The sequence below is a fragment of the Acidovorax sp. SUPP2825 genome (assembly GCF_030158995.1).
In the GTDB taxonomy this organism is placed as follows: domain Bacteria; phylum Pseudomonadota; class Gammaproteobacteria; order Burkholderiales; family Burkholderiaceae_C; genus Paracidovorax.
This window is the reverse complement of sequence record NZ_BQXK01000003.1, coordinates 219,301-243,603: the sequence shown is the minus strand read 5'-3', so window position 1 is coordinate 243,603 and position 24,303 is coordinate 219,301. Positions and strand designations below refer to the sequence as shown.

Here is a 24,303-nt window from a genome sequence, read left to right as displayed (position 1 = left end):
GGGGACGGGCGAAAGGGCCGTGCCGCCGTGGGGTGGGAGCGCGGTCCGCATGCCTGTCAGCACGCCCCGTCGCCGCAGGGCACAGGGTCACGATTATGGTGCAGGCTCCACTTTGGGAGGTGTGCAGGCCGCGCCGCCTGTCCCGCGGGAGACGGCTCGGCGGGTTCCCGGATAATTCCGCAGTCACGCCGTCTGCGGCACCGAAAGAACCGATATGCAAACGTCCAAGATTCCCGCCACCATCGTCACCGGCTTCCTGGGCAGCGGCAAGACCACGCTGCTGCGCCACATCCTCGACAACGCCGACGGCCGCCGCATCGCGGTGATCGTCAACGAGTTCGGCGAACTCGGCATCGACGGCGAGATCCTCAAGGGCTGCGGCATCGGCTGCGACGACGCGGGCAACGAGCGCGAAGGCGCGCTCTACGAACTGGCCAACGGTTGCATGTGCTGCACGGTGCAGGAAGAGTTTTTCCCGGTGATGAAGCTGCTGGCCGAGCGGCGCGACCAGATCGATGCGGTGCTCATCGAGACCTCGGGCCTGGCCCTTCCCAAGCCGCTGGTGCAGGCCTTCCAGTGGCCTGAGATCGCCAACGTGTTCACCGTGGATGCGGTGGTGACGGTGGTGGACACGCCTGCCGCTGCCAGCGGCCAGTTCGCCGCCAACCCCCAGGCCGTGGATGCCCTGCGCCGCGCGGACCCCAATCTCGACCACGAGTCGCCGCTGCATGAATTGTTCGAGGACCAACTCTCCGCCGCGGACCTGGTCGTGCTCAACAAGACCGATCTGGTGGACGCCGACGCGCTGGCCCGCGTGCAGGCGCTGGTGCGCGAGGAGATTCCCTCGTCCGTGAAGGTGGTGCAGTCCGAGCGGGGCCGCCTGCCGCTGGATGTGCTGCTGGGCCTGTCCAAGGCGTCCGAGGCCTCCATCGACCAGCGCCAGAGCCACCATGACCACGAAGAAGACCACGACCACGACGAGTTCGACGCGCACGTGATCGATCTGCCGGCCGTGGACCGCGACCGCCTGTTGACCGCCTTGGCGGGCCTCGTGGAGCAGCACGCCATCCTGCGCGTGAAGGGCTTCGCCGCCATTCCAGGCAAGCCCATGCGCTGGCTGCTGCAGGGCGTGGGCCGGCGTCTGGATCACCACTTCGACCGCGCATGGCGCGAGGGCGAGGACCGCCGTACGCGGCTGGTGTTCATCGGCCAGGCGCTGGATGCCACCGCGCTGCGTGCCGGGCTCGACGGCGTGGCCGCCTGATGCGGGCGCGATAGTCCGGCCCGGCCCGCCCGCATGCACCTGCTGAGCACCCGCCCGGGCGGCTTCGTCGAGGACGAGACCGTCATCACCCGCCTGGACCAGAGCCCGGCGGACATCGTCGTGCTCAGTTCGGCCGACACCACGCTCGCGCTGCTTTCGGCCGCCTGTGCCGAATTGGCGCGCACGCAGCCGGGCTTTCCCTCGGTGCGGGTGGCCAACCTGCTGTACCTGCGCCAGCCCGCGTCGCTGGACCTGTACCTGGACGAGGTGTTGCGCCACGCGCGCGTGGTGATCGTGGACCACCTGGGTTCCGAATCGGCCTGGCCCTACGGCATCCAGCAGATCGGCGCGCTCGCGCGCCGGCAGGGGCAGCGACTGGCCATGTTCTCGGGCGACCTGCAGGAGGACCCGCACCTGGTGGAGCGCAGCACGCTGCCCCCTTCGGTGTGCCATGGGCTGTGGCAGTACCTGCGCGCCGGCGGCGCTGGCAATGCGCTGCAGTTCCTGCGCGCGGTGGCCTTCCACGGGCTGGACCATGGCGATGCGCCGCTGCCGCCGCGCAGCCTGCCGCAGGCCGCCGTGCATGTGCCGCCGGCGCTGGGCGTGGCACGTCCGGCGGGGCACACCGTGCCCGGCATCGACGATCTGCGCGCGGCCTGGGCGCCGGGCGCGCCGGTGGTGGCGCTGGTGTTCTACCGCTCGCACCTCATGGCGGGCAACACCGCGGCGTTCGACGCGCTGGCACTGGCGCTGGCCGGGCAGGGGCTCAACCCCTTGCCGGTGGCGCTCGATTCGCTCAAGGACCCGCTGTGCCTGTCCACCCTGCAGGACCTGTGCCGCCAGCATGCGGTGCAGCTTGTGCTGAACACCACGGCCTTCGCGGCGCTGGAGGAGGGGGCCGCGCTCGCGGGCGATGCGCCGGTGCTGCAGGTGATTGCCAGCGGCGGAAACCGCGAGGACTGGTGGGCGGACAGCCAGGGCCTGCGCCCGCGCGACATCGCCATGCAGGTGGTGCTGCCCGAGATGGACGGGCGCATCGTCACGCGCGCCATCAGCTTCAAGGGGCTGTCGCACCGCTGCGCCTTCACGCAGGCCGACGTGGTGGCCTACCAGCCCGAACCCGATCGGGTGGCGTTCGTCGCTGCACTGGCCCAGCGCTGGTGCCGGCTGCGGGGCCTTCCCAACCCGGACAAACGGCTGGCGCTGGTGCTGGCCAACTACCCCGGCAGCGAGGGGCGCCTGGGCAGCGGCGTGGGCCTGGACACGCCCGCGTCGGTGATCGGCATCCTGCAGCGCCTGCGTGCCGAGGGTTATGCCCTGGGCGACGCCGCGGGCGTGCCGGCTGATGGCGATGCGCTCATGCGCGTATTGCAGCAGGGCATTGCGAACGACCCCGCGCAGTGGCCGCTGCGTCCCGCCTGGCAGAGCTACGCCATGGCCGACTATCGCGCGCGGCTGGACGCGTTGCCGGAAGGCATGGCACAAGCCATCCACGACCGCTGGGGCCTGCCCGAGGCCGACCCGCTGCTGCGCCAGGGCCGCTTCATGATCGCGGGCCTGCGGCTGGGGAATGTGTTCATCGGCATCCAGCCGGCGCGCGCCAATGGGGCGGCGCCAGGGCAGGGCAATGCCGGTGCGCAGGACTATGCGAGCTACCACGATGCCGAGCTGGTGCCGCCGCACGGCTACCTGGCCTTTTACTTCTGGCTGCGCGACGTGTTTGCCATCGACGCGGTGGTGCACGTGGGCAAGCACGGCAACCTCGAATGGCTGCCGGGCAAGAGCCTGGCGCTGTCGCAGGCGTGCTGGCCCGATGCGATCCTGGGGCCGCTGCCTCACCTGTACCCCTTCATCGTGAACGACCCGGGCGAGGGCGCGCAGGCCAAGCGCCGCAGCCAGGCGGTCATCATCGACCACCTCATGCCGCCGCTCACCCGCGCCGAAAACCACGGCCCGCTGCAGGACCTGGAGCGCCTGGTGGACGAGTACTACGACGCGCTGCTGGTGGATGCGCGCCGCGCCACGCTGCTGCGCCGGCAGATCCTGGATGCGGTGCGCCGCCAGCATCTGCTCGAAGAGCTGGATCTGGCCGCTTCGGCCGGCAGCGCGCCGGACGACGATGCCATCCTCGCGCGAATCGACGCCTACCTGTGCGAGCTGAAGGAAACGCAGATCCGCGACGGCCTGCATGTCTTCGGCGCTTCGCCGACCGGTCGCCAGCGGCGCGACACGCTGCTGGCGCTGGCCCGCTACCCGGCCGGCGACGGGCAGGGCGAGCAGGCCGGGCTGCTGCAGGCCCTGGCCGACGACCTGCTGCCCGGCGATCCCTTCGACCCGCTGCAGATCGAGGCGGCGCAGCCCTGGCAGGGCCCGCGGCCCCAAGCGCTGCAGGCAGTGGACGCCAGCCCCTGGCGGCACCACGGCGACACGCGGGAGCGGCTGGAACTGCTCGCCCAGCAACTGCTGGAGGACGGCGCGCCGGCCGCAGGCTGGCCGCGCACCCAGGCCGTGCTGGCGCGGGTGCAGGGCACGCTGGCGCCCGCGCTGGACGCCTGCGGTGGCCAAGAACTGGGGCAGTTGCTGCGCGGCCTGCGCGGGCTGTTCGTGCCGCCGGGCCCGAGCGGCTCGCCGTCGCGCGGCCGGCCCGACGTGCTGCCCACGGGGCGCAACTTCTACACCCTGGACACGCGCGCCATTCCTACCCGCACCGCCTGGGAGTTGGGCCAGCAGTCCGCCCAGCGCATCATGGAGCGCTACCTGCAGGAGCACGGCGAGTACCCGCGCACGCTGGGCCTGTCGGTCTGGGGCACGGCCACCATGCGCACGGGCGGCGACGACATCGCCCAGGCCTTCGCGCTGATCGGCGTGCGGCCCCGCTGGGCGGCGGGCAGCCAGCGCGTGGTCGATTTCGAGGTGGTGCCGCGCGTGGGGCTGGGCCGCCCGCGCATCGACGTCACCCTGCGCATCTCCGGCTTTTTCCGCGATGCCTTCCCCGGCACGGTGCAGATGTTCGATGCGGCCGTGCAGGCCGTGGCGGCGCTGGAGGCCGAGGACGCCGAGGAAAACCCCATCCGCGCCCGCATCCTCGAAGAATGCGCCGCGCTGCAGCAGCGGGGCGTTGACGCGGCCGCTGCACGCCGCCAGGCCGGCTGGCGCGTGTTCGGCGCACCGCCCGGCCATTACGGCTCGGGCCTGAACGGCCTGTTCCAGACCGGCGACTGGCAGGACGACGGCGACCTGGCCCGCGCCTACGTGGGCTGGAGCGCCCATGCCTACGGGCAGGACGCCGCGGGCGAGCCCGCGGGCGATGCGCTCGCGCGCCGGCTGCAGGGCCTGGATGTGGTGGCGCAGAACCAGGACAGCCGCGAACACGACCTGCTCGACTCCAGCGACTACTACCAGTTCCAGGGCGGCATGGCCGCCGCCGTGCGGCACCTGTCGGGCCGGCAGCCCGCCCTGTACCACGGCGACCATGCCAACCCGCAGGCGCCCCGCATCCGCACCCTGAAAGAAGAGATCGGCCGGGTGGTGCGTGCGCGCGTCACCAACCCCAAGTGGATCGACGGCGCCAAGCGCCACGGCTACAAGGGCGCCTTCGAAATGGCAGCCACGGTGGACTACCTGTTCGGCTTCGATGCCACCACGCGCCAGGTGAGCGACCACCACTACGCGCTGGTGGCCGATGCCTATGTGCTGGACGCTGGCACGCGCGACTTCGTGCGCACCCACAATCCCGCCGCCTTGCGCGACATGCTCGAGCGCCTTTTGGAGGCCATGCAGCGCGGTCTGTGGCAGGCGCCGGGCGACTACCGCCAGGCGCTGCAAGACCTGCTGCTGGAGCACGAGCAAGCGCAGGAGGGCGCCCGCGGATGACACCCCACGCACCCCGATCTGCGCAACAGGCCGCAACACGGCCCACAACACCGCTCCTGCCAGCCGGACCGCATGGCCAAGGCCGCGATCGGCGCTGACATCGCCTTCCCCACCCCTCCGCATGCAAGACGCCACTCCTTCCCTGCCCGCGCTTTTTCCCTTCGCCGCCGTTGCCGGCCAGCCGCAACTGCGCCAGGCGCTGCTGCTCGCCGCCATCGATCCGCAACTGGGGGGCGTGCTGATCGAAGGCCCGCGCGGCACGGCCAAATCGACCGCCGCGCGCGCCCTGGCCGAGCTGATCGAAGGCGCGCCCTTCGTCACGCTGCCGCTGGGCGCATCGCTGGAACACCTGGCCGGCACGCTGGACCTGGAACAGGCCATGGCCGGCAACGCGGTGCGCTTTGCGCCCGGCCTGCTGGCGCGCGCGCACGGCGGCGTGCTCTACGTGGACGAGATCAACCTGCTGCCCGATGCGCTGGTCGACGTGCTGCTGGACGCGGCCGCCAGCGGCGTCAACGTGGTGGAGCGCGACGGCATCTCGCACCGCCACGCCGCGCGCTTCGTGCTCGTGGGCACCATGAATCCGGAAGAGGGCCAGTTGCGCCCGCAGCTGCTGGACCGGCTGGGCCTTTGCGTGCGCCTGGCGAACGTGGTGGAGCCGGCCGAGCGACAGGCCATCGTGCGCTCGCGCCTGGCGTTCGACATGGACCCGGAAGGCTTTCGCGCGCGCTTTGCCGACGCCCAGGCCGACCTGTCGCAGCGCCTGCGCGCGGCGCGCGAGCGCATCGCCCAGCCCGGCGCGTTGCCGTGGCCGGATGCGGTGCTGGCCGATGTCGGCGAGCGCTGCATCGCCGCCCGCGTGGACGGGCTGCGCGCGGACATCGTGATGCTGCGCGCCGCCCGCGCGTTGGCCGCTTGGGAGGGCGCCCCCGCCGTGGAGGCCTGCCATGTGGCGCCGGTCGCGGAACTGGTGCTCGCGCACCGCCGCCATGCGGATGCCGAGTTGCCGCCACCGCCCCTGCCGGCCCCGGGGCCAAGCGCGGGGAAGCCCCCGGGCACGCAGCGGGAGGGCCACCCGAGCGAAAGCGCCACACCAGGGGATGGGAGCGAGGGAGATGGCCCTGCCGACAGCGGCGGCGCCCTTTCCACCGGGGCTGCGGACTGGGGCGCCTTGCCCCCCGAGCCCGTGGGCACCCAGGCTTTCAAACCCGTGCGGCCGCTGGTGCCGCGCGGCGGGCAGGACAGCGCACCAAAAAAAGCCTGAGCCCCCACCCCGGGCGTGCCGCGGCGCGCCAGGGAGAACGGGGGCGGGGCGATGCAACGCCTGACCTGCGCGGGGGCGAGCCGGGGCCCTGGGACTGGCCGCGCACCTTCATGGCGCGGGGTGCGGACGCCCAACTGCGGCGGGAGCACCTGCGGCACCAGCCCGCACAGGCCCGCACCGGGCGGCTGCATTGCTTCGTGCTGGACTGCTCGGCCTCCATGGTGGCGAGCGGTGCCCTGGCGCGCGCCAAGGGCGTGCTGCTGGCGTTGATGGGCGAGGCCTACCGTCACCGCGACGACGTGGCGCTGCTGTGCTTCGGTGGCGGCGGCGTGCAGTTGCGCGTGCCGCCCCAGCGCGCACCCGCCTGGAGCGACGGCTGGGTATCGCCCATCGGCGGCGGGGGCGGCACGCCGCTGCACGGCGCAGTGGACCGGGCGGCCCAGGTGCTGCAGGGCGCGCGCGACCGGCAGGGGTGGCTCTGGCTGCTCACCGACGCCCGCACGCGCGAGCAGCCGGGCCGGCCGGCGGTGGCGCGCGAGGCCTGCGTGGTGGACTTCGACGTGGCCCGCGTGCCCTTGCACCGGGCCGAGCGGCTGGCGCAGTGGTGGCAGGCGCGCTATTGGAGGGCGGATGGCGTGGAGGACCTTCCAGCCGCTATGGAAAGGTGAGCCACCGCTGAATCAGCGTCGTTCTCAGTGCCAAAATGGCCTGGAGGACAATTGATACTAGGGCATACCGCTATATTTTTAATAGCACCCCTGCATGTCCGTATCATCGCTGCCGCCACGGCCCTCACGGCGGCGTGGAGCGCCGGTCCACCGATGCCAGGCAATCCAGGATTTCCCGCGCCGCCTCGTCAATGCGCGGACCCGGCCGCACCATCACGTCGAAGTGCGATTCGGCGATGCGGCAGAACCGACCGCGCTGCACCGCCTCCATGGTGCCCCAGCCCGGGCGCGCGGCGATCGGCGGCGTGCCGCGGCCTTCGTTGGTGATGAGCAGATCGGGCTCGGCGCGCACCGCATATTCCGGGCCCAGCTTGGGAAACGCGCCCAGGCTGCCGGGCACCACGTTGCGCAGTCCCAGGCGGGCCAGCGTTTCGCCGATGAATGAGGCCTCGCTCGCCGCCGCCGAGCCGCCGTGCAGTTCGAAGTACACGCGCCGGCCCTGCCATGCGGCCGGGACCCGGGCGCGGGCTTCGTCCAGCCGCACGTCGGTGCGGTGCCACAGCGCTTCGCCCGCCCCCGGCTTGCCGATGGCCTGTGCCACCGCCTCCATGTTGCGCCGCATGTCCGCATGCGTTTTGGCGTCCAGCGCCAGTACCTTGATGCCCAGGCCCTCCAGCCGCTCGACCACGCGGTTGCGCGGGCGCACCAGCACCAGATCGGGCCGCAGCGCGATGATGCGCTCCACGTGCGCGTCCGCCAGGCTGCCCACCTGCGGCAGCTGGCGCACCGACTCGGGCCAGTTGGAGTGCCGGTCCACGCCGACGAGGCGATCGCAGGCGCCCAGGGCGCAAATCGTCTCGGTGAGCGAGGGCTGCAGCGACACGATGCGAGCGGCCGGCCGTGGCAACTCCACGGTCTGCTGCCGGTCGTCGGCGATGCGGATGCCCGCGTGCGCGGCGCCCGCCATCCACCAGGCCAGCAGGCACCACCGCACAGCGGGCGATCGAAAGGGGTGGGAAGGGCGCAAGGCGGTAGGCAAGGGGTGGGGCGGCATCGTGGGGGAGCGCGGTATTGTGCCGGTCCGCGGCCCTGGCCCGCGCCTTGGCCGAGCGGGCGGCCCAAAAAGGCATGGCGTGCTGCGCACTGCACGCCATGCCGCTCGCCAGATCAGTGCTTGTGGTCGCCGTGGGCCGCCGGTGTCTGGCTGGCGCTCACCGCGCGCGCCTGGGCCTTCACCTCCAGGGACTCGCGCTTGCCGTCCTGGCCCTCGAAGACCAGCGTGAGCGGCACCGTGTCGCCTTCCTTCACGGGCTTGGTCAGGTCCATCAGCATGACGTGGTAGCCGCCGGGCTTGAGGTCCACGGCCTTGCCCGCGGGCAGGTCGATCGCGGTCACCTCGCGCATCTTCATCACGTCGCCTTCCATCTTCATCTCGTGGATTTCCGCCAGCGGCGCGGCGGGCGAGCTGACCGATACCAGGCGCGTGCTCTTCGCGGCATTGAGCCGCATGAAGGCGCCGGTGGCCTTCTGGTTCGGCACCGAGGCGCGCACCCAGGCGTCCTGCACGGTGACTTGGGCATGGGCGGCCGTGGCCGTCAGAAGGGCCATGGCGATGGCGAAAGCGGAAAAGGGGGTCTTGGGCATGAAAGCTCCTTGAATGCGGAAAACGGATCAACGGCCTGCGCGGGGCTGCGCAGAAGGCCAATGCCCGCAGCGGTCCGTTAACGGGGGCGGGGGCAAGGCGACGGGCCGGTCAGCGCGCTGGGGACCGGCCCGGTGTTCATGCCGCCAGCGGCGGTGCCCGAGGGGGAAAGGGCGCACCGGCCAGCGTGGTCGGCGGAGCGCGGTAGAGGGGCGCGGGAAGGTGCGTCGGCAGCGCCTGGGCATGCGCGCCCGCATGGGTCGAGGGCGGCGGCAGGACCGTCGGCAGGCACAGCGGACACTCCAGGCCGTGGTGCGCAGGCACGGCGGCATCTTCGCCCACGCCGGTCACCACCCACCGCGGCTCGCCACCCACCGAACACACCCATTCGATGCGCTGCGGATGCACCAGTGGTGCGGCCACCGCCACGCCGAGCGACGCCACGAACCACGCCAGGATCAGGCGGGCGAGGAAGCGGACGTGGCGCAGGGCAGGCATGTGCGCTGCATTATCGCCGCGTGCTTTCCCGGCCTTCACAGCGCTGGGTCCAGGCGCTGGTGCGCCCCCCGAAGCGGGCACCCCGTCGATCGCAAGCCCGTCCCCGAGGGACCTCTTGCATTCGGACGGCGCGTTTTCCGACGCGACCGCCTGCGCTGCGCACGCAGCCTTGGGCGTCTTCGTCGGCCGGCCCGCCCTTCAGCGGGCGCGCCGTGCCACGGTCCGCCATTCCCTCAGGAGTCTTTCATGCCCACCTCTCCCTCCTCCAAAGCCAAGACCCGCAACGGCACACCCGGTGCCACCAAAGCCCGGGGCAACGCCGGCACGGCGGAGAGCCCGGACACCGAAGCGGTCGCACGCAAGCAGGTGCGAATCCAGCGCGAGCAGGACGCGAAGGACCAGGCCAAACCCTCTCGATCCGCCGCCCCAGCCAAGAAGGGCGCTGCCGCCAAGACCGCCGCCCCCGGCGCCGGCCGTGCAGCCCCCGTGCCGCCCATGCCGCAGCAGCACCTGGAAAAGCCGGGGCGCGAGGCCGACATGGAACTGGCGCCGCAGTTCGAGGCGCCCCAATACCGGGGCAGTGGCAAGCTCGACGGTTTCTCCGCCATCATCACGGGCGGCGATTCCGGCATCGGCCGGGCGGTGGCCGTCCTCTTTGCCCGTGAAGGCGCCGACGTGGCCATCGTCTATCTCAACGAACACGAAGATGCCGAGGCCACGCGCCAGCATGTCGAGCAGGAAGGGCGCCGCTGCATCCTGATTCCGGGCGATGTGAAGAGTGCGGCCTTCTGCCAGCGGGCCGTGCGCAAGACGGTGTCGGCGTTCGGCAAACTGGATGTGCTGGTCAACAACGCGGCCTTCCAGGAGCATGCCGAATCCCTGGCGGACCTGACTGAGGAGCGCTTCGACGAAACCTTCAAGACCAACGTCTATGGCTATTTCCACATGGCCCAGGCGGCGCTGCCGCACCTCCAGCGCGGGGCCGCGATCATCAACACCGGCTCGGTCACCGGGCTGCGCGGCAGCAAGGAACTGCTGGACTATTCCGCCACCAAAGGCGCGATCCATGCGTTCACCAAAGCGCTGGCCAGCAACCTGGCCGAGCAAGGCATCCGCGTCAACGCCGTGGCGCCCGGCCCCGTGTGGACACCGCTGAATCCGGCGGACCGCAGCGAAGAGGGCATCGCCGAATTCGGCAGCAAGACCCAGTTGGGTCGGCCCGCGCAGCCGGAAGAGATTTCGCCGGCCTACGTGTTCCTGGCCTCGCCCGTGTGCTCCAGCTACATCACCGGCATCGTGCTGCCGATCACCGGCACGGCGGGCGACGGGGGCTGATGCCCGCCAGGGCCTGCACGCTGATGGGCTGGTGCACGCGCCCTGCGTGTGCAGAACCGCCCGGGTGCGCCAAGTGATGGCGCAATGGCGTCAGACGGTGATGTCGCCGCCGTCTTCGCCATCCCAGTAGTGGATGCGGGAGGCTTTCACCCGGATCATCACGAGCCCCTGGGTGTTGATGCCGTCCTTGAACCACTGGTCCAGGTCGGGCGTCCAGTGCTCGGCGAAGGCGGCCCGGTCGCGCACTAGTTCGGCGTTCCCCTGCACGGCCACCAGGAAGGCCTTGGCGCCCTGGAAGGCGAGCGATACCTGGGGCGCACGTTCGATGTCGGCCACCATGCGGGATTGCTCCCAGGTGAAATAGCACGACGTGCCGTCGTAATCGACCTCGCGGTTGTTGCTAATCGGCCGGCCGGCAATGGTGCCGCCGTCGGTGTGGGTGGACAGCATGGCGATGTCGATGTCGCGCATCTTCTCGGCCAGATCGGCCAGGGTCTTTTGGGTCATGGAGGGCGATCGGCGGGGTTCAGCGGTCAGCGCCGAGCTGTTCCACGCGGTCATCGTTGGTGATGCTGCGTGAACCCTTGAGGTGCATTTCCACATCAGCCGCCTTGTCGCCGACGGCTTGCACGGCCTCTTTCAGTTGCAGTTCGCTCACTGCGAGCTTGTCGGCCCATTGGGTGACGAGGGCGGCGTCGTTGACGTCGATGCGATCGGGTTGTACACCTGCGGCTTGGTTCATGTCGGTCTCCTGAAAAAAAGAAGGGGGGGAAGACATGAACCTAAGGTGCACACAGCAGCGGCGGCTGTAGGCAGAACGCGCCCACTGCCGGAGGGATTGCCCGACAGGACGCCGTGGCGTGCATGGAATGCAGAGGTGCTGGGTGCTTTCCACGAAGCGGCGGCGGAAATGCAAAAAGCCGGCGCTATGTTTGATAGCGTCGGCTTTTTTTGCCTTGCGGCTTGTATAAGTGGTGGGTCCTGAGTGACTCGAACACTCGACCTACGGATTAAGAGTCCGCTGCTCTACCAACTGAGCTAAGAACCCACTTTTGAAAAGTTGTCTGCATTGCTGCAGAGCCTCGAATTATGCACCAAGATTTGAGGCGTCTGCAAGTCCCGCAGAAAAAATTGCCGTCATCACGTGCTGATCGCCGGCCGTCCGGCGGTCTTTCACATGAGCAGATGCTCGCCTGCGTTGTCGCCACCCAGGATCACGTAGTTCACCTTGCGGATGTCCATGAGCTTGCGGCCGCCAGAGTAACTGATCGAGCTTTGCACGTCCTGCTCCATCTCCACCAGCGTGCTGGCCAGCGTGCCCTTGATGGGCTCGAGGATGCGCTTGCCCTCCACGTGCTTGTACTCGCCCTTGTTGAAGTCGCTGGCCGAGCCGTAGTACTCCTTGAACAGCGCGCCGTCCACCTCCACCGTCTGGCCCGGGGACTCTTCATGGCCGGCGAACAGCGAGCCGATCATGACCATGGTCGCGCCGAAGCGGATGCTCTTGGCGATGTCGCCATGGTCGCGGATGCCCCCGTCCGCGATGATGGGCCGGGTCGCGACGCGCGCGCACCATTTGAGCGCCGACAGCTGCCAGCCCCCGGTGCCGAAGCCGGTCTTGAGCTTGGTGATGCACACCTTGCCCGGGCCAATGCCCACCTTGGTCGCATCGGCGCCCCAGTTTTCCAGGTCGATGATGGCCTCGGGCGTGCCGACGTTGCCGGCGATGACGAACGCGCCGGGCAGCTTGTCCTTGAGGTAGCCGATCATGTTCTTGACCGTGTCGGCGTGGCCGTGAGCGATGTCGATGGTGACGTACTCGGGCACGAGGCCGGCGGCGGCCAGTTGGTCCACGGTGTCGTAGTCGGGCTGCTTCACGCCCAGCGAGATGGAGGCGAAGCATCCCGCCGCATGCATGTCGCGCACGAACTGCACGTTGTCCAGATCGAAGCGGTGCATGACGTAGAAGTAGCCGTTCTGCGCCATCCAGCGGCAGATTTTCTCGTCCACCACCGTTTTCATGTTGGCCGGCACCACGGGCAGGCGGAAGCTGCGCTGGCCCAGCGTCACGCTGGCATCGCACTCGGAGCGGCTTTCCACGCGGCATTTGCGCGGCAGCAGCAGGACGTTGTCGTAGTCGAAGATTTCCATCAGATTTCCAAGCTCCATTGAAGGACGCGGCGGAAGGATTTCCGCCACGGTGGGCGCTTGGCTTGCTGACCGGCTCTGCGGGTGCCGCCGCAATGGACGGCACCGGACCCTGCTGTGCGCAGGCACAAAAAAACCGGGCGTCAAGAAACTTGGGCCCGGTGACTGATTCTACCCGCCGCTCAAGACCCTGCTGCGCAGCGGGACTGCGCCGCGGCCACGATGCGGCCCTGCGCATCCTGCAGCCAGCCGGCGACGAACAGGCGCTCGGCGTCGGTGCCTTCCGGGGTGCGCATGGAGCGGTTGTCGATCCAGGCGGATTGCTCCTTTTTCGATAGCGGAATGCCGGCGTTCCAATTGCCCTGGAGGGCATTTCGAACCACATACCGTTCGACCGGCGTCCCTGCGGTGCCCGCGGGCACCCGCTCCACCAGCACCAGCGTGTACGCGTAGCGGCCAGCCGGCAGCAGATTGCGGGGCGCGGGCTGGAAGGCGATGCCCGTGCCGAGGTAGTCGTTCATCGCCAGGCCGTTGGCCACGCGCAGCCGGCCGGGCAGGGGCTGCACCTCGGCGGTGTGGGTGTCTGAAAATGGCGGCACGCCGCGGCCGAGGTCCTGCAGGCGCTGCAGGGCGTCGCGCGTGGCGGCGGCGGACAGGGGGGCATCGTCTGCCAGCCCGCCGGGCACGATCCAGTCGAGCACCAGTGCGCTGGCGCCGGGTGCGTGCGCAGGCGGCCCGGCCCAGCACGATTCGCAGTCGGCGTTGATGAAGCGCTCGTACAGCGCCACGGGCTGCGCCACGCCGTCGCTGGAACAGGACGCCTGGGCCTGGGCCAGCAGCGGGGCGCCGCCGAAGGTGGCCAGCAAGGCCAGGGCGGTCAGGGAGTGAAGGGGTGGGCGCATGGGCAGCGGAGCAGCGGCAGTGGTGTTGCGCGCCATGTTCCCACAGATGCGCACGGCTTGGGAGCCGCCCGTGCATGTGGGGCCCCGGCCCCGAAGCGGGGTGGGGCGGGAGGCCGGGTGTGCGGCCTAATCGGGCTTGACGTTGGCGCGGCGCACCACGTCGCCGTAGGCCACCAGGCGCTCGGCCATCATCTTCTCGAAGCCGGCCGGTGCCATGTCTTCCGGCGCGATCACGCCGCGGCCGCGTAGGTTCTCCAGCATGGAGGGTTCCATGGCTGCCGTGCGGATGGCCTTGTGCAGCGTGGCCACGATGGCGGGAGGCGTGTTGGCGGGCGCGGCGATGCCGGTCCACGATGTCTGGTTGAGCGGGGCCTGGCCCAGTTCGGCGAAGGTGGGCACGTCGGGCAGTTGCGGCAGGCGCTGGGGCGACGCCACGGCCAGCGCGCGCAGCTTGCCGGCCTGGATGTGCGGCAGGAAGATGACCAGGTTGTCGAGCGTGAACTGCACCTCGTTGGCCAGCACGGCAGTGATGAGCGGAGAGCCGCCGCGGTAGGGCACGTGAACGGCCTGTGTGCCGATGGCCAGCTGCATCATTTCGACATTGAGCTGTCCCATGCTGCCGGCGCCGGCGCTGCAGAAGTTGAGCTGGCCCGGGCGCTGCTTGGCGTAGGCCACGAACTCGGCGAAGGTCTTCACCGGCAGGCTGGGGTGCACGACGAGCACGTTGGGCTGGCGGCCCAGGATGGCGATGTTGTCGAAGTCCTTGATGGGGTCGTAGCCCAGATTGGGCTGCACGAGCGGATTGGCCAGGTGGCTGCTTTGCGACGAGACCACGAGCGTGTAGCCGTCGGCCTTGGAGCGGGCCACGAACTGCGCGCCGATCGATCCGCCCGCGCCGGGCTTGTTGTCGATGACCATGGGCACGCCCAGGATGCGGCCGAGCGGCTCGGCGTATTGCCGCGCCATCACGTCCACCGAGCCGCCGGGCGGGAAGGGCACGACGAGCGTGATCGGGCGCGCGGGGTAGGTCTCTGCCGCGTGGCTGGCCACGGCGGGCAGGCCGGCCAAGCCCAGCCCGAGGCTGGAGGCCAGGATCTGGCGGCGGGTCAGGTGGCAGGCGTCAGGCGAGGAAGGGGCGGTGCGAACAGGCATGGCAGGGGCAATGGCAAATGAAAAGAGACAAAGGTGAAAACAGGGCGCGGCCTGGCCCGCCGTCAGCCCAGCGCGAGCAGGGTGAGGGCCAGCGCCTGGGCCCGTGGCACGAAGGTGGTCAGGTCGCAGAACTCGCGCTCGCTGTGGGCGTATCCGCCCACCGGGCCCAGCGCGCACAGCGAGGGAATGCCCATCGACGAGGTGATGCCGCTGTCGGCGGCCCCGCCGGTGAATTCGCCCTCGACCGCGAAGCCAACCTGCGCCGCGCTGCGCTGGTAGGCGGCCAGCAGGTCGGCCGGGGTTTTGGCCATGGGCAGCGTGCCGGTCTGCTCCACGATGCGGCCACTGGTGCGGGGCAGCGATTCTTCTTCGATCACCGCGCGGATGCGGGCCAGCACGGCTTCGAGGTCGTTCTCGGCCGTGTAGCGCAGGTCCAGATGGGCCCGCGCCAGCGGCGCGACGACGTTGGAGGCCATGCCGCCCTGGATGAAGCCGACGTTGAGCGTCACGCCCGGCTCGCAGCCGTTGAGCGCGTGCAGGGCCACCGTCTTGCGCGCCAGGGCCTCGATGGCGCTGGCCCCTTGCGCGGGGTTGATGCCCGCATGCGCGGCCACGCCCTGCACCTCGAAATCGATGCGGTACGAGCCCTTGCGCTCGACCACCACGTTGCCCGTGATGCGGCCGGGCTCGGCGTTGAGCACGGCGCGCGCGCCCTGGGAGATTTCGCGGATCACCGTGCGGCAGGCGGGCGAGCCCACTTCTTCGTCGCATGAGAAGAACAGGTGCACGGGCGAGGCGTTGCCGCCGAACCGGGCCAGCGCCTCGGCCACGAAGACGTTCATGACCAGGCCGGATTTCATGTCCGCCACGCCGGGCCCGAAGGCCTTGCCGGCTTCCACCCGCCAGGGGCGCTCGGCGGCCGTGCCCAGGGGGAACACCGTGTCCATGTGGCCCATGAGCTGCAGGTGGCCTGCGGCCGCTGGATCGCTGCCCGGAATGCGGGCCAGCATGCATTCGCCCCAGCCCGGCTGCGGCAGGGTCTGCACCGCGATGCCAGCCGCTTCCAGCCGCCCGCGCAGCAGGGCCGCGACCTGCTGCACGCCCTCCACATGGCCGCTGCCGCTGTCGGTGTCCACCACCTGCCGCAGCAGATCGAACATGGCGCTTTCCTGCGAGGCCAGCCAGGCCAGCAGGGGTTGCGCAGCCGGCGGCAAGGCCTGGCCGGTGGCAGGGGAGGCGGCTTCGATGGTAGTGGTCATGGGCATCGCGAGTGAAATGAATATTTCAATAATCATATATTCATGAAACAGTCATTGCAATGTGCTCGCGGTGCTTCGCCATGCGGGGCTGCGCTGGATTACGCTCACCCATCCCCGTCGATTTCTCCATCCCTGCCATGCTCCTGACCGAACGGCTCGTCCTCCACGCCCCCACCCTGACGGCCAGCGAACGTGCGCTGGCGGACGACCTGCAGCGCCACTACCCCGACGGATTGCTCGACTCGGCCAGCGCCATGGCCGCGCGCGCGGGCACCAGCGCCTCCACCGTGGTGCGGCTGTTCGCCAAGCTGGGCTATGCCAGCCTGGCCGAGGTGCGCCGCGAAGCCCGCAGCGAGGTGACCGTGCTGCTGCAGACGCCCGCCCAGCGCACGCGCGCCACCATCGGGAGCGACCGCACCTTGGCCGAGTGCGTGGACGATGCGCTGCTGCACGACCAGCACAATCTCACCGCCACCCGGCAGGGGCTGGACATGGGCGTGTTCGGGGCGGTGGTGCAGGCCATCAGCGGCTGCCAGGGGCGCGTCTTCGTGATGGCCGAGAAAAACAGCGTGCCGGTGTCCTCCTACCTCACCACCCACCTGAACATGTGCCGGCCGCAGGTGCTGGAATTGGGCGCGGGCGCGCCCTTCGCGGTGGACCGGCTGCTGTGGACCGAGCCGCAGGACGTGCTGCTGGTGTTCACCATCCGCCGCTATTCCAACGGCGCGCTGCTGGCCGCGCAGCATTTCCGGCAGCAGGGATGCACCGTGGTGGCGATCACCGACAGCGCGGCGGCACCCATCGTGGCCTGCGCCCACCACAGCCTGCTGGTGGGCACGGCGAACGCGTCCCCGTTCGACTCCTACACCGCCGCGTTCTTCCTGTGCAACGCGCTGGTGTCCGCCGTGGCGCAGCAGCGGCATGGCGAGGTGGCGCAGACCCTGCAGCGCCGCGACGCGTTGTGGAAGGACTTCGAGGCCGACGCGGTGGACGGCCTGCGCCGCATGCCGCCGCACCCGGCCCGGCCGCGCAGCGGGGGGTAGCGCCGAGCAGCCCCACGGCGGAGGGCGGCCGGTGGAGGTTCCTACAATGGCGCCATGCTCCCACACGACCTGTTTTCCGGCGCGCCAGCGCCTTTCGGTGCTGGCGACGCCGGCCCCGCGCCCCAGTCCGATGCCGCCTCGCCCCTGCTGCAGAACCTGAACGACGAGCAACTGGCCGCGGTCACGCTGCCCGCCGGGCATGCCCTGATCCTTGCGGGCGCGGGCTCGGGCAAGACCCGGGTGCTCACCACCCGCATCGCCTGGCTGCTGCAGAACGGCTATGCCACGCACGGCGGCATCCTGGCCGTCACCTTCACCAACAAGGCCGCCAAGGAGATGGTCCTGCGCCTGTCGGCCATGCTGCCGGTGAACGTGCGCGGCATGTGGATCGGCACCTTCCACGGGCTGTGCAACCGCCTGCTGCGGGCGCACTACAAGCTGGCCGGGCTGCCGCAGGCCTTCCAGATCCTGGACACGCAGGACCAGCTTTCGGCCGTCAAGCGGCTGTGCAAGCAGTTCAACATCGACGAGGAGCGCTTTCCCCCGAAGCAGGTGCAGTACTTCATCAGCGGCTGCAAGGAAGAGGGCCTGCGCCCGGGCGACGTGGACGCACGCGATGCCGATGCCCGCAAGAAGGTCGAGCTGTACCAGCTGTACGAAGAGCAGTGCCAGCGCGAGGGCGTGGTCGATTTCGGCGAACTGATGCTGCGCAGCTACGAACTGCTGCGCGACAACGACCCGGTGCGCGCGCATTACCAGCGGCGCTTCCAGCACATCCTGGTGGATGAGTTCCAGGACACCAACAAGCTGCAGTACGCCTGGCTCAAGCAGCTCGCGGGCGACGTGGCGGACGGCCAGTTCCAGGCGCGCGGCAGCGTGATCGCCGTGGGCGACGACGACCAGAGCATTTATGCCTTCCGCGGTGCGCGCGTGGGCAACATGGCCGACTTCGTGCGCGAGTTCGACGTGCAGCGCCAGATCAAGCTGGAGCAGAACTACCGCAGCTACAGCAACATCCTCGATTCGGCCAACGCCCTCATCAGCCACAACAGCAAGCGCCTGGGCAAGAACCTGCGCACCACGCAGGGCCCCGGCGAGCCGGTGCGCGTGTTCGAGGCCACCACCGACCTGGCCGAGGCGCAGTGGATGGTGGAGGAGATCCGCCAGCTCGTGCGCAGCGACGGCTTCGAGCGCAAGGAAGTGGCCGTGCTCTACCGCAGCAATGCGCAGAGCCGGGTGATCGAGTCGGCCCTGTTCAATGCCGCGGTGCCTTACCGCGTGTACGGCGGCCTGCGCTTCTTCGAGCGGGCCGAAATCAAGCACGCGCTGGCCTACCTGCGCGTGCTGGAGAACCCGCACGACGACACGAGCTTTCTGCGCGTGGTCAATTTCCCGCCGCGCGGCATCGGCGCGCGCACGGTCGAGGTGCTGCAGGACGCGGCGCGCAGCGCGGGCTGCTCGCTGCACGATGCCGTCACCGCGGTGCCGGGCAAGGCCGGCGCCAACCTGGGCAGCTTCGTCGCCCTGGTCGACGTGCTGCGCGAGCAGACGCAGGGCATGACCCTGCGCGGCATCATCGAGCAGATGCTGGAATCGAGCGGTTTGCTGGAGCACTTCCGCTCCGAGAAGGAAGGCGCCGACCGCATCGAAAACCTGCAGGAACTGGTGAACGCGGCCGAGAGCTTCGTCACGCAGGAAGGCTTCGGGCGCGACGCCATCGCGCTGCCGGTGGACGAGCACGGCACGCCGCTCACGCAAAGCCCGGCGAGCCAGGGCCTGGACCCCTCGCTGCCCACGACGGACGAGCCGCTGGCCGGCGGCGTGGCGGGCATCGTGGACACCGATACCGGCGAAACGCTCTCGCCCCTGGCCGCCTTCCTGACCCACGCGGCGCTGGAGGCGGGCGACAACCAGGCGCAGGCCGGCCAGGATGCCGTGCAGCTCATGACCGTGCACGCCTCCAAGGGCCTGGAGTTCGACGCCGTGTTCATCGGCGGCATGGAAGAGGGCCTGTTCCCCCACGAGAACGCCATGAGCGATCGCGAAGGGCTGGAGGAAGAGCGGCGCCTGATGTACGTGGCCATCACCCGCGCGCGAAAGCGCCTGTACCTGAGCCATTCGCAGACCCGGCTGCTGCACGGCCAGACGCGCTACAACATCAAGAGCCGGTTCTTCGACGAACTGCCCGAAGCCGCGTTGAAATGGATCACGCCCAAGCAGCAGGGGTTCGGCACGTTTGCTCCTAATTCAGGAGCTGGCGGTGCATATGGATCTAGCGCGAGAGGTGGATTCGGATCCAGGTCGGAATCGTTCGCCAGCCCACCGGTCCCGGTGCAGAAGGCCGCTCCGTCGCACGGGCTGCGCGTGGGGCTGGGCGTGTTCCACACCAAGTTCGGCGAGGGCAAGGTGCTGGCGCTGGAGGGCACCGGCGACGATGCGCGCGCGCAGGTGAACTTTCCCCGGCATGGCACCAAATGGCTGGCGCTGTCGGTGGCCAAGCTGACCGTGGTGGATTGATTGCGAACCGTGGGGCGGGCCAGCATGCGCTGCCCCGCGGCGTGCCTCAATTTCGCGCCGGAAAGGTCCCTACGAGCGCGATGATGAAGTTGAGGGAGAGATAAGGCTGCATGTTCTCGTGCGGCACGCTGTTTCCGGCCAGCCCCGTCGTAATGCCGGCCAGGTTGCCGTCGGGGGCCTGGTTGGTGTATTGGTTGTCGCGCCGGTCGGAAGCGGCCAGATACCGGCCGTTGGGCGCTGCCGAGTTGCCCGCGCCGCTGTTCACCGCCACGGTCGTGGTGTGGTTGTGCATCGGCATGTTGTTGATGTTGAGCGTGACGCTCTCCTGCCCGCCCATCTGCCCCTGGCTGTAGAAGCTTCCGCCAGGCAATTGGCCCATGCCCAGCGGTATGCGGCCGCGCAGATCGGGCAGCGCGAAGGTGGTCTGGCCATTGCCGCCGTAGGTGGTGCCCAGCAGCGAGAACAATGCGCTGTTGCTGGAGATCGCCAGCAGCTGGCCCCAGCAGAAAGCCCAGTTTCGGGGCGCGTAGTTGCCTGCGAACACGGAGATTTCACCGAGGAATGGGTCTGCAGCCATGATGTTCTTCCATTAAGTCACGAGATAAGGGGTGGCCCAGCCGCTGCAGCCGGGGGCTCCGAGCGGTGCTGGGGTGCCGCGCGTGGCCCATGCCAGCTCGGTGGCAACGCCCGTTGCGGGCGTGCCGCCGCGAAGCCAGTGGGTGCCGTTGCGCTCGCCGCTCGCCAGATCGTGGGGCTGGGCGCCGCGGGGGCCATTGTCCGGGGCCGCACGCAGGAGGGCCAGTTGTTCAACCCCCGCGCCGTTGCTCTGCCACTGCGCGAAGCGCTGCCCGGCCTCGAAGCCGAGCAGGGCCGGGCCGCTCAGGTCCGTCAGCGAACCGGCGCCCCGAGGCGTGCAACGGGCGGCGATCGACCGGCAGGCATCGGACCCGGCGTTCCAGGAGGCCACGCTGGCCCAGCCTCTCGGCAGCGCCTGGACAGCGTCCGCCGGCCCTTGCGAAAAGAGGGTGCCCACCACGGGGGGCGGGCTGTGCGGCTGCAATTGGCTCCACTGCCGCTGAAAGCGCAAGGCCTGCGCGCCGGAATACAGGGCCACCACGAAGTCGGCGCGGGCGGAATGCCAGGCCGAACGCAGGCCGGCGAACTCGTCGGAGCCGTCGGGCAGGCCGGAGACGTGCACTGCGGACACCGTGCCGCCTGCGGCCTCGAACGCGCGGCGGAATTCATGCGGAAAGTCGTAGCCGCTTTCCAGAAAGCCCATGCACAGCAGGGCGCGGCTGCCCCAGCGCCGCGGGGCTTCCTGCCCCAGCACCGCGCAGGACTGCCACAGCCCCAACGTGTGCGCAATCAGCCACGGCGAGCGGGCGGCCAGCCGTGTGGGCAGCCGGTCGGCCCCCGTGTCGCTGGCCAGAAAAGGCACCTGGTTCGCTTCCAGGAGCGGCACCAGATCCCGGGCCGACTGCATCGGCAGCCATCCTGCCAGCGCGTCGACCGCACCGGATCCGACGGCGTCACGCGCCTGCCGCAGCGCGGCCTGGGGACTGCGCCCGTAGGGCAGCGGCAGCCAACGCGGGGGGTGTTCCGAGGCTTCGGCGCCCACTTGCAGGCCGGCCAGGAACTCCGCGGAAAGGGTGGGGTAGCGCGACGATTCCGGCAGCAGGACGCCGACCGTCCGCCGGATGCCGTGTCGCGCCAGGGGCTGCTGGTCCGTCGGCGCTGCCAGGGCCGGCGCGGCGGCGCAGGCCACGGTCGCTGCCGTGGACACGGAGGCGCCCAGGAAGCCACGTCGGCCGAGTCGCGCAGGGGAGGGGGGCGAAAAAGTCATTGCGTGGTCAACCGGCTTCAAGGGCTTCGGAAGGGGTCCCGCCGGCGTGCATGGAGGCCTTGCCGGCCGCCGCACGCATGGCTTCCAAAGCGCGGTAGTGGGGATCGATCCATTGCATGGCCAGTTCGTGCAGGCGAGGCGAAGCCTGGCTGTGCTTGCGCTGCGCGTCGGGTGCGAACGGGTGGTTGGGGTGCTTCGCATGGACAGCGAAGGTGAGTTCGGCCTGCTCGGTGGCCGCAGCGTCGAGCGCCATGCCGAAATGGGGTGCAATCTCGGTGACGATGGCCGATGGAAGCTGCCGGTAGTCCAGCAGCAGCGTGCGCTCCGGCCGGAACTGCTGCACCATGGTTTCGTAGAGGGCGCCCAGGCTGCGGGCGCAATAGGCTTCGGGCCCCATGTGCAAGGCATCGTCGAACGCGATGCCGGCGGGGTTGACGCCGAGGGGCCCGCCCGCGATCAGGTAGGCCGCGCGCTGCTGCCACTGGGACACGAGCACTTCCAGCGGGTCCCGGTACAGGAAAAGCCACGGGGTGTCGGGCCAGGCTTGCGCGATCTGGTCCGCATAGCCTGTGGCCCAGCAATCGCATTTGATGAGGAGGTGGCTGCGCCTTGCCCCGTGGCCCGGCCGCAGCGGCTGCGACCAAGCGCTGGCCACCGCCCTGGCCGCGGGAACCGCCAGTGCCCGATCCATGCCGGGCAGCAGGGCGTTCGCGCGCATCAGATCGTCCAGCAGCGGAGGCTCCGAGAGGGTGACGTGGCTGTCGAGCGCCGCGAAGGCCTGCGTCACGAGCGTCGAGCCGCAGCGCGACACGTGAAAGACGATGCCCGAGGGCGCCAGGCCCGGCGAGGCCTGGGCCCAGTCGAGCAGATCGGACAGCGGTGTCTGCCGGCGAAACCCCTGGTGGAAGGGGTGATGCATCGCATCCTGCACCCCGTCCGAGAAGAAGGGCGCGCGCGTGACTTCGGGCGGCGCGCGCATCCAGTCCACCAGCGTCTCGCCGCCGGCCCCGGGATAGATGCGGATGGGCGACCAGCCCTCGAAATTCAGACGACCCATTGCTGCATCCATGCCTGCCGCCCGGAGGCCATGGCGGACAGGACTTCCGCCTCGGTGAAGGCCCATCCACGGGCCTGGCCCATTTCCATGCAGGCCTGCGCGAATGCCTCCCGGGAGTGGATGCCCAGCAGGCGGTCCTGCAGCGCCGGCTCGTCGAAGACCTGGTCCCGAAACCGCGCGAACCGCCACTGCGGGTCCTGTTCGGGCGGGTAGGGCCGCCCGGCATCGCCCGCGGCGATGGCCTGGCGCAGGCGGGGCGTCGCCTCGCAATCCACCACCAGGTGCAGCCGCTCGACCGTGCCCCGGTTGCAAACCCGGTGCGGCAGGGAGAAATCGGCATACCACCACTCGCCCGTGCGCATGGGCACCCGCTGGCCACCCACATGGAAAAAGACTTCGTCATGCGTCTGCAGCGGCAGGTGCAGGCGCACCTCGCCATCCCGCAGCCCCACGCCGGCATCGGCGTGTTCCAGGATGGTGCCACCGGGCGCCAGGCGCAGCACGCGCACCGATTTGAGCGGCGCGCCTTCCGTGATGCCGGCCACCAGGGTCCGAATGGCGGGGCATTGCGCCATCGTGGCTTCGTCCTGGAAGAAGTCCGCGGCGAACTCGCCTGGCGCGGCAGGCAGCGGCGAGCGGGATGTGCTGCGCAGGGCCGCCACGTGCCAGCCGCCGTTGTGCTTCGCCAGATTGAAATGCGGGCCCCAGAGGCTGTCCGGCAATGCATGGACCTCTTGCAGCGCCGCAGCCACTTCGGCCATGCCGTGCGCCAGCCGCCGCATGGGCGGGAAGTCGTTGGGCGCAAGGGGTGCCACGGTGGGCTGGGCGGTCATGGGGCGATGCGGGCCGTGGGTGAAGCCAGCGCCGTTACTGGGCGCAGATCGCGTAGGCCGTGCAGCTTTGCAGGTCCGAGCGATAGGAGTTGAGGGCGCGGATCGTCCAACCGAAGGTGCCCGCATTGCCGCCGCAATTGGCCACCGGGCGGCTCTCGCCCAGATAGACGCCGATGTCTTCGGGCGACGTCTGGCCGGTGCTTGCGGAATGGCCACCGCCCAGCACCTTCTCGCCCGCATTGCAGCAGGAGGTGACGGCGCAGGCCTGTGCATTCACCGGTTGCAGCGTGATCTCGCGCACGGTGACTCCCGTGCTCACCGAGCCTGCCGCGCCGGTCGGGCCCGCAGGGCCGGTGCCACCGGTGGAGCCTGTGGCGCCCGTGGCGCCTGCCGATCCCGTAGGGCCCGTGGGCCCGGCCACTCCCGCGCTGCCCGTGGGACCGAGGGCCCCCGTCGCTCCGGTGGTGCCCGTGGAGCCTGTCACGCCGGTCGCCCCGGTGGGCCCGGTGGGCCCGGCACTGCCCGTGGCCCCGGTGGCGCCGGACGGGCCGGTGGTCCCCGTCGGGCCGGCGATGCCCGTGGGGCCGGTCGGGCCCGCGCTGCCGGTCGCCCCGGTGGCGCCGGCCGGGCCCGTAGCGCCCGTGGCACCTGTCGCGCCGGTGGCCCCCACCACGCCCGCACAGTTGCCGAGGGCGCCCCCGGGGCCATGGCACACCGGCGTCGCCTGCGACGGCGCCGACGCCAGTCCGGGCACCGTGACGGAGCCTGACGCCTCGTCCACGCGCAGGCGGATCTGGGTTTTGTCGGTGTTGGTCACCGTGAAGCCGCCATTGGGCGGCGGTGCAAGCACGATGTCCGCCGCCATCACTGCATGGCAGTGCAGGGCCCCAGCCACCAGGGCCGCGATCAGGTGTTTGCGTTGCGGAGGAAGAAAGGACATGGGCACCCCGTGATAACCGGCGGAGTGTAAGGAAAAGTCCTAAATTTTTGCCATTTTGTAATGAC

21 protein-coding genes and 1 tRNA gene are annotated in these 24,303 nt (G+C 70.1%); 7 read left to right on the top strand and 15 right to left on the bottom strand.

The window, feature by feature from the left end:
- Window positions 1–214 precede the first annotated feature (214 nt).
- The 4 genes from cobW to AVAK2825_RS05900 all read left to right on the top strand — a co-directional run bounded on the left by cobW (window position 215) and on the right by AVAK2825_RS05900 (window position 7,069).
- The gene (gene cobW / locus AVAK2825_RS05915) at window positions 215–1,264 is read left to right on the top strand and encodes a cobalamin biosynthesis protein CobW (RefSeq protein ID WP_284395086.1); all 1,050 of its coding nucleotides are present in this window, start codon (window positions 215–217) and stop codon (window positions 1,262–1,264) included.
- 33 nt (window positions 1,265–1,297) lie between these two features.
- Window positions 1,298–5,137 carry a cobaltochelatase subunit CobN gene (gene cobN / locus AVAK2825_RS05910; protein WP_284395084.1) on the top strand — a complete coding sequence of 1,280 codons (3,840 nt, stop codon included), beginning with the start codon at window positions 1,298–1,300 and terminating at the stop codon, window positions 5,135–5,137.
- 121 nt (window positions 5,138–5,258) lie between these two features.
- Complete coding sequence (locus AVAK2825_RS05905; protein ID WP_284395082.1) at window positions 5,259–6,401, top strand: magnesium chelatase ATPase subunit I; 1,143 nt, start codon at window positions 5,259–5,261, stop codon at window positions 6,399–6,401.
- 110 nt (window positions 6,402–6,511) lie between these two features.
- Window positions 6,512–7,069 (top strand): vWA domain-containing protein, encoded by a 558-nt coding sequence (locus AVAK2825_RS05900; RefSeq protein ID WP_284395080.1) that lies wholly within the window; start codon window positions 6,512–6,514, stop codon window positions 7,067–7,069.
- 124 nt (window positions 7,070–7,193) lie between these two features.
- Here the strand turns inward: AVAK2825_RS05900 and AVAK2825_RS05895 are convergent, their stop codons facing one another.
- The 3 genes from AVAK2825_RS05895 to AVAK2825_RS05885 all read right to left on the bottom strand — a co-directional run bounded on the left by AVAK2825_RS05895 (window position 7,194) and on the right by AVAK2825_RS05885 (window position 9,209).
- Complete coding sequence (locus AVAK2825_RS05895) at window positions 7,194–8,096, bottom strand: ABC transporter substrate-binding protein (protein WP_349817159.1); 903 nt, start codon at window positions 8,094–8,096, stop codon at window positions 7,194–7,196.
- 140 nt (window positions 8,097–8,236) lie between these two features.
- On the bottom strand, window positions 8,237–8,713 hold the full coding sequence (locus AVAK2825_RS05890) for a copper chaperone PCu(A)C (protein ID WP_284395078.1): 477 nt from the start codon (window positions 8,711–8,713) through the stop codon (window positions 8,237–8,239).
- 136 nt (window positions 8,714–8,849) lie between these two features.
- Complete coding sequence (locus tag AVAK2825_RS05885; RefSeq protein WP_284395077.1) at window positions 8,850–9,209, bottom strand: hypothetical protein; 360 nt, start codon at window positions 9,207–9,209, stop codon at window positions 8,850–8,852.
- 246 nt (window positions 9,210–9,455) lie between these two features.
- Between AVAK2825_RS05885 and AVAK2825_RS05880 the strand changes: the two genes are divergently transcribed.
- Complete coding sequence (locus AVAK2825_RS05880; RefSeq protein WP_284395075.1) at window positions 9,456–10,544, top strand: SDR family oxidoreductase; 1,089 nt, start codon at window positions 9,456–9,458, stop codon at window positions 10,542–10,544.
- A 90-nt stretch (window positions 10,545–10,634) separates the two neighbouring features.
- Here the strand turns inward: AVAK2825_RS05880 and AVAK2825_RS05875 are convergent, their stop codons facing one another.
- From AVAK2825_RS05875 to AVAK2825_RS05845, 7 genes are all read right to left on the bottom strand, one after another.
- Window positions 10,635–11,051 (bottom strand): pyridoxamine 5'-phosphate oxidase family protein, encoded by a 417-nt coding sequence (locus AVAK2825_RS05875; protein WP_284395071.1) that lies wholly within the window; start codon window positions 11,049–11,051, stop codon window positions 10,635–10,637.
- Window positions 11,052–11,070: 19 nt separating this feature from the next.
- Window positions 11,071–11,286, bottom strand: a complete 216-nt coding sequence (locus AVAK2825_RS05870; protein WP_272564590.1) for a DUF3606 domain-containing protein — start codon at window positions 11,284–11,286, stop codon at window positions 11,071–11,073.
- 230 nt (window positions 11,287–11,516) lie between these two features.
- Window positions 11,517–11,592, bottom strand: a tRNA-Lys gene (locus AVAK2825_RS05865).
- Window positions 11,593–11,717: 125 nt separating this feature from the next.
- Complete coding sequence (locus tag AVAK2825_RS05860; protein WP_284395067.1) at window positions 11,718–12,695, bottom strand: GMP reductase; 978 nt, start codon at window positions 12,693–12,695, stop codon at window positions 11,718–11,720.
- Between the two features lie 179 nt (window positions 12,696–12,874).
- Window positions 12,875–13,594 carry a hypothetical protein gene (locus AVAK2825_RS05855; RefSeq protein WP_284395065.1) on the bottom strand — a complete coding sequence of 240 codons (720 nt, stop codon included), beginning with the start codon at window positions 13,592–13,594 and terminating at the stop codon, window positions 12,875–12,877.
- A gap of 126 nt (window positions 13,595–13,720) precedes the next feature.
- A complete protein-coding gene (locus AVAK2825_RS05850; protein WP_284395063.1) occupies window positions 13,721–14,746 on the bottom strand; it encodes a Bug family tripartite tricarboxylate transporter substrate binding protein in 1,026 nt (341 codons plus the stop codon).
- A gap of 62 nt (window positions 14,747–14,808) precedes the next feature.
- Window positions 14,809–16,005: a M20 family metallopeptidase gene (locus AVAK2825_RS05845; protein WP_284395061.1), complete on the bottom strand. Its 1,197-nt coding sequence runs from the start codon at window positions 16,003–16,005 to the stop codon at window positions 14,809–14,811.
- Window positions 16,006–16,142: 137 nt separating this feature from the next.
- On the opposite strand from AVAK2825_RS05845, the gene AVAK2825_RS05840 reads away from it, so the two are divergent.
- Window positions 16,143–17,048 carry a MurR/RpiR family transcriptional regulator gene (locus AVAK2825_RS05840; RefSeq protein WP_272564560.1) on the top strand — a complete coding sequence of 302 codons (906 nt, stop codon included), beginning with the start codon at window positions 16,143–16,145 and terminating at the stop codon, window positions 17,046–17,048.
- 54 nt (window positions 17,049–17,102) lie between these two features.
- Entirely contained in the window at window positions 17,103–19,565 is a 2,463-nt protein-coding gene (locus AVAK2825_RS05835; protein WP_284395056.1) for a UvrD-helicase domain-containing protein, read from the top strand.
- Window positions 19,566–19,611: 46 nt separating this feature from the next.
- Here the strand turns inward: AVAK2825_RS05835 and AVAK2825_RS05830 are convergent, their stop codons facing one another.
- Genes AVAK2825_RS05830 through AVAK2825_RS05810 form a run of 5 tightly spaced genes read right to left on the bottom strand, consistent with a single transcriptional unit; the run spans window position 19,612 to window position 24,238 of the window.
- On the bottom strand, window positions 19,612–20,142 hold the full coding sequence (locus AVAK2825_RS05830) for a phage tail protein (protein ID WP_272564558.1): 531 nt from the start codon (window positions 20,140–20,142) through the stop codon (window positions 19,612–19,614).
- A gap of 12 nt (window positions 20,143–20,154) precedes the next feature.
- Window positions 20,155–21,408 carry an ABC transporter substrate-binding protein gene (locus AVAK2825_RS05825; RefSeq protein WP_284395053.1) on the bottom strand — a complete coding sequence of 418 codons (1,254 nt, stop codon included), beginning with the start codon at window positions 21,406–21,408 and terminating at the stop codon, window positions 20,155–20,157.
- A gap of 7 nt (window positions 21,409–21,415) precedes the next feature.
- A complete protein-coding gene (locus AVAK2825_RS05820; protein ID WP_284395052.1) occupies window positions 21,416–22,465 on the bottom strand; it encodes a sulfotransferase family protein in 1,050 nt (349 codons plus the stop codon).
- Window positions 22,453–23,298 (bottom strand): aspartyl/asparaginyl beta-hydroxylase domain-containing protein, encoded by an 846-nt coding sequence (locus AVAK2825_RS05815; RefSeq protein ID WP_284395050.1) that lies wholly within the window; start codon window positions 23,296–23,298, stop codon window positions 22,453–22,455. Before AVAK2825_RS05815 ends, AVAK2825_RS05820 begins: the two co-directional genes overlap by 13 nt.
- 34 nt (window positions 23,299–23,332) lie before the next feature.
- The gene (locus tag AVAK2825_RS05810; protein WP_284395049.1) at window positions 23,333–24,238 is read right to left on the bottom strand and encodes a hypothetical protein; all 906 of its coding nucleotides are present in this window, start codon (window positions 24,236–24,238) and stop codon (window positions 23,333–23,335) included.
- Between the last annotated feature and the right edge of the window lie 65 nt (window positions 24,239–24,303).

Bases quoted from the DNA above. Each gene is read 5' to 3' on its own strand.
- cobW (WP_284395086.1), top strand. From the start codon at position 215: ATGCAAACGTCCAAGATTCCCGCCACCATCGTCACCGGCTTCCTGGGC.
- cobN (WP_284395084.1), top strand. From the start codon at position 1,298: ATGCACCTGCTGAGCACCCGCCCGGGCGGCTTCGTCGAGGACGAGACC.
- AVAK2825_RS05905 (WP_284395082.1), top strand. From the start codon at position 5,259: ATGCAAGACGCCACTCCTTCCCTGCCCGCGCTTTTTCCCTTCGCCGCC.
- AVAK2825_RS05900 (WP_284395080.1), top strand. From the start codon at position 6,512: ATGGCGCGGGGTGCGGACGCCCAACTGCGGCGGGAGCACCTGCGGCAC.
- AVAK2825_RS05890 (WP_284395078.1), bottom strand. From the start codon at position 8,713: ATGCCCAAGACCCCCTTTTCCGCTTTCGCCATCGCCATGGCCCTTCTG.
- AVAK2825_RS05885 (WP_284395077.1), bottom strand. From the start codon at position 9,209: ATGCCTGCCCTGCGCCACGTCCGCTTCCTCGCCCGCCTGATCCTGGCG.
- AVAK2825_RS05880 (WP_284395075.1), top strand. From the start codon at position 9,456: ATGCCCACCTCTCCCTCCTCCAAAGCCAAGACCCGCAACGGCACACCC.
- AVAK2825_RS05875 (WP_284395071.1), bottom strand. From the start codon at position 11,051: ATGACCCAAAAGACCCTGGCCGATCTGGCCGAGAAGATGCGCGACATC.
- AVAK2825_RS05870 (WP_272564590.1), bottom strand. From the start codon at position 11,286: ATGAACCAAGCCGCAGGTGTACAACCCGATCGCATCGACGTCAACGAC.
- AVAK2825_RS05860 (WP_284395067.1), bottom strand. From the start codon at position 12,695: ATGGAAATCTTCGACTACGACAACGTCCTGCTGCTGCCGCGCAAATGC.
- AVAK2825_RS05855 (WP_284395065.1), bottom strand. From the start codon at position 13,594: ATGCGCCCACCCCTTCACTCCCTGACCGCCCTGGCCTTGCTGGCCACC.
- AVAK2825_RS05850 (WP_284395063.1), bottom strand. From the start codon at position 14,746: ATGCCTGTTCGCACCGCCCCTTCCTCGCCTGACGCCTGCCACCTGACC.
- AVAK2825_RS05845 (WP_284395061.1), bottom strand. From the start codon at position 16,005: ATGACCACTACCATCGAAGCCGCCTCCCCTGCCACCGGCCAGGCCTTG.
- AVAK2825_RS05840 (WP_272564560.1), top strand. From the start codon at position 16,143: ATGCTCCTGACCGAACGGCTCGTCCTCCACGCCCCCACCCTGACGGCC.
- AVAK2825_RS05835 (WP_284395056.1), top strand. From the start codon at position 17,103: ATGCTCCCACACGACCTGTTTTCCGGCGCGCCAGCGCCTTTCGGTGCT.
- AVAK2825_RS05830 (WP_272564558.1), bottom strand. From the start codon at position 20,142: ATGGCTGCAGACCCATTCCTCGGTGAAATCTCCGTGTTCGCAGGCAAC.
- AVAK2825_RS05825 (WP_284395053.1), bottom strand. From the start codon at position 21,408: ATGACTTTTTCGCCCCCCTCCCCTGCGCGACTCGGCCGACGTGGCTTC.
- AVAK2825_RS05820 (WP_284395052.1), bottom strand. From the start codon at position 22,465: ATGGGTCGTCTGAATTTCGAGGGCTGGTCGCCCATCCGCATCTATCCC.
- AVAK2825_RS05815 (WP_284395050.1), bottom strand. From the start codon at position 23,298: ATGACCGCCCAGCCCACCGTGGCACCCCTTGCGCCCAACGACTTCCCG.
- AVAK2825_RS05810 (WP_284395049.1), bottom strand. From the start codon at position 24,238: ATGTCCTTTCTTCCTCCGCAACGCAAACACCTGATCGCGGCCCTGGTG.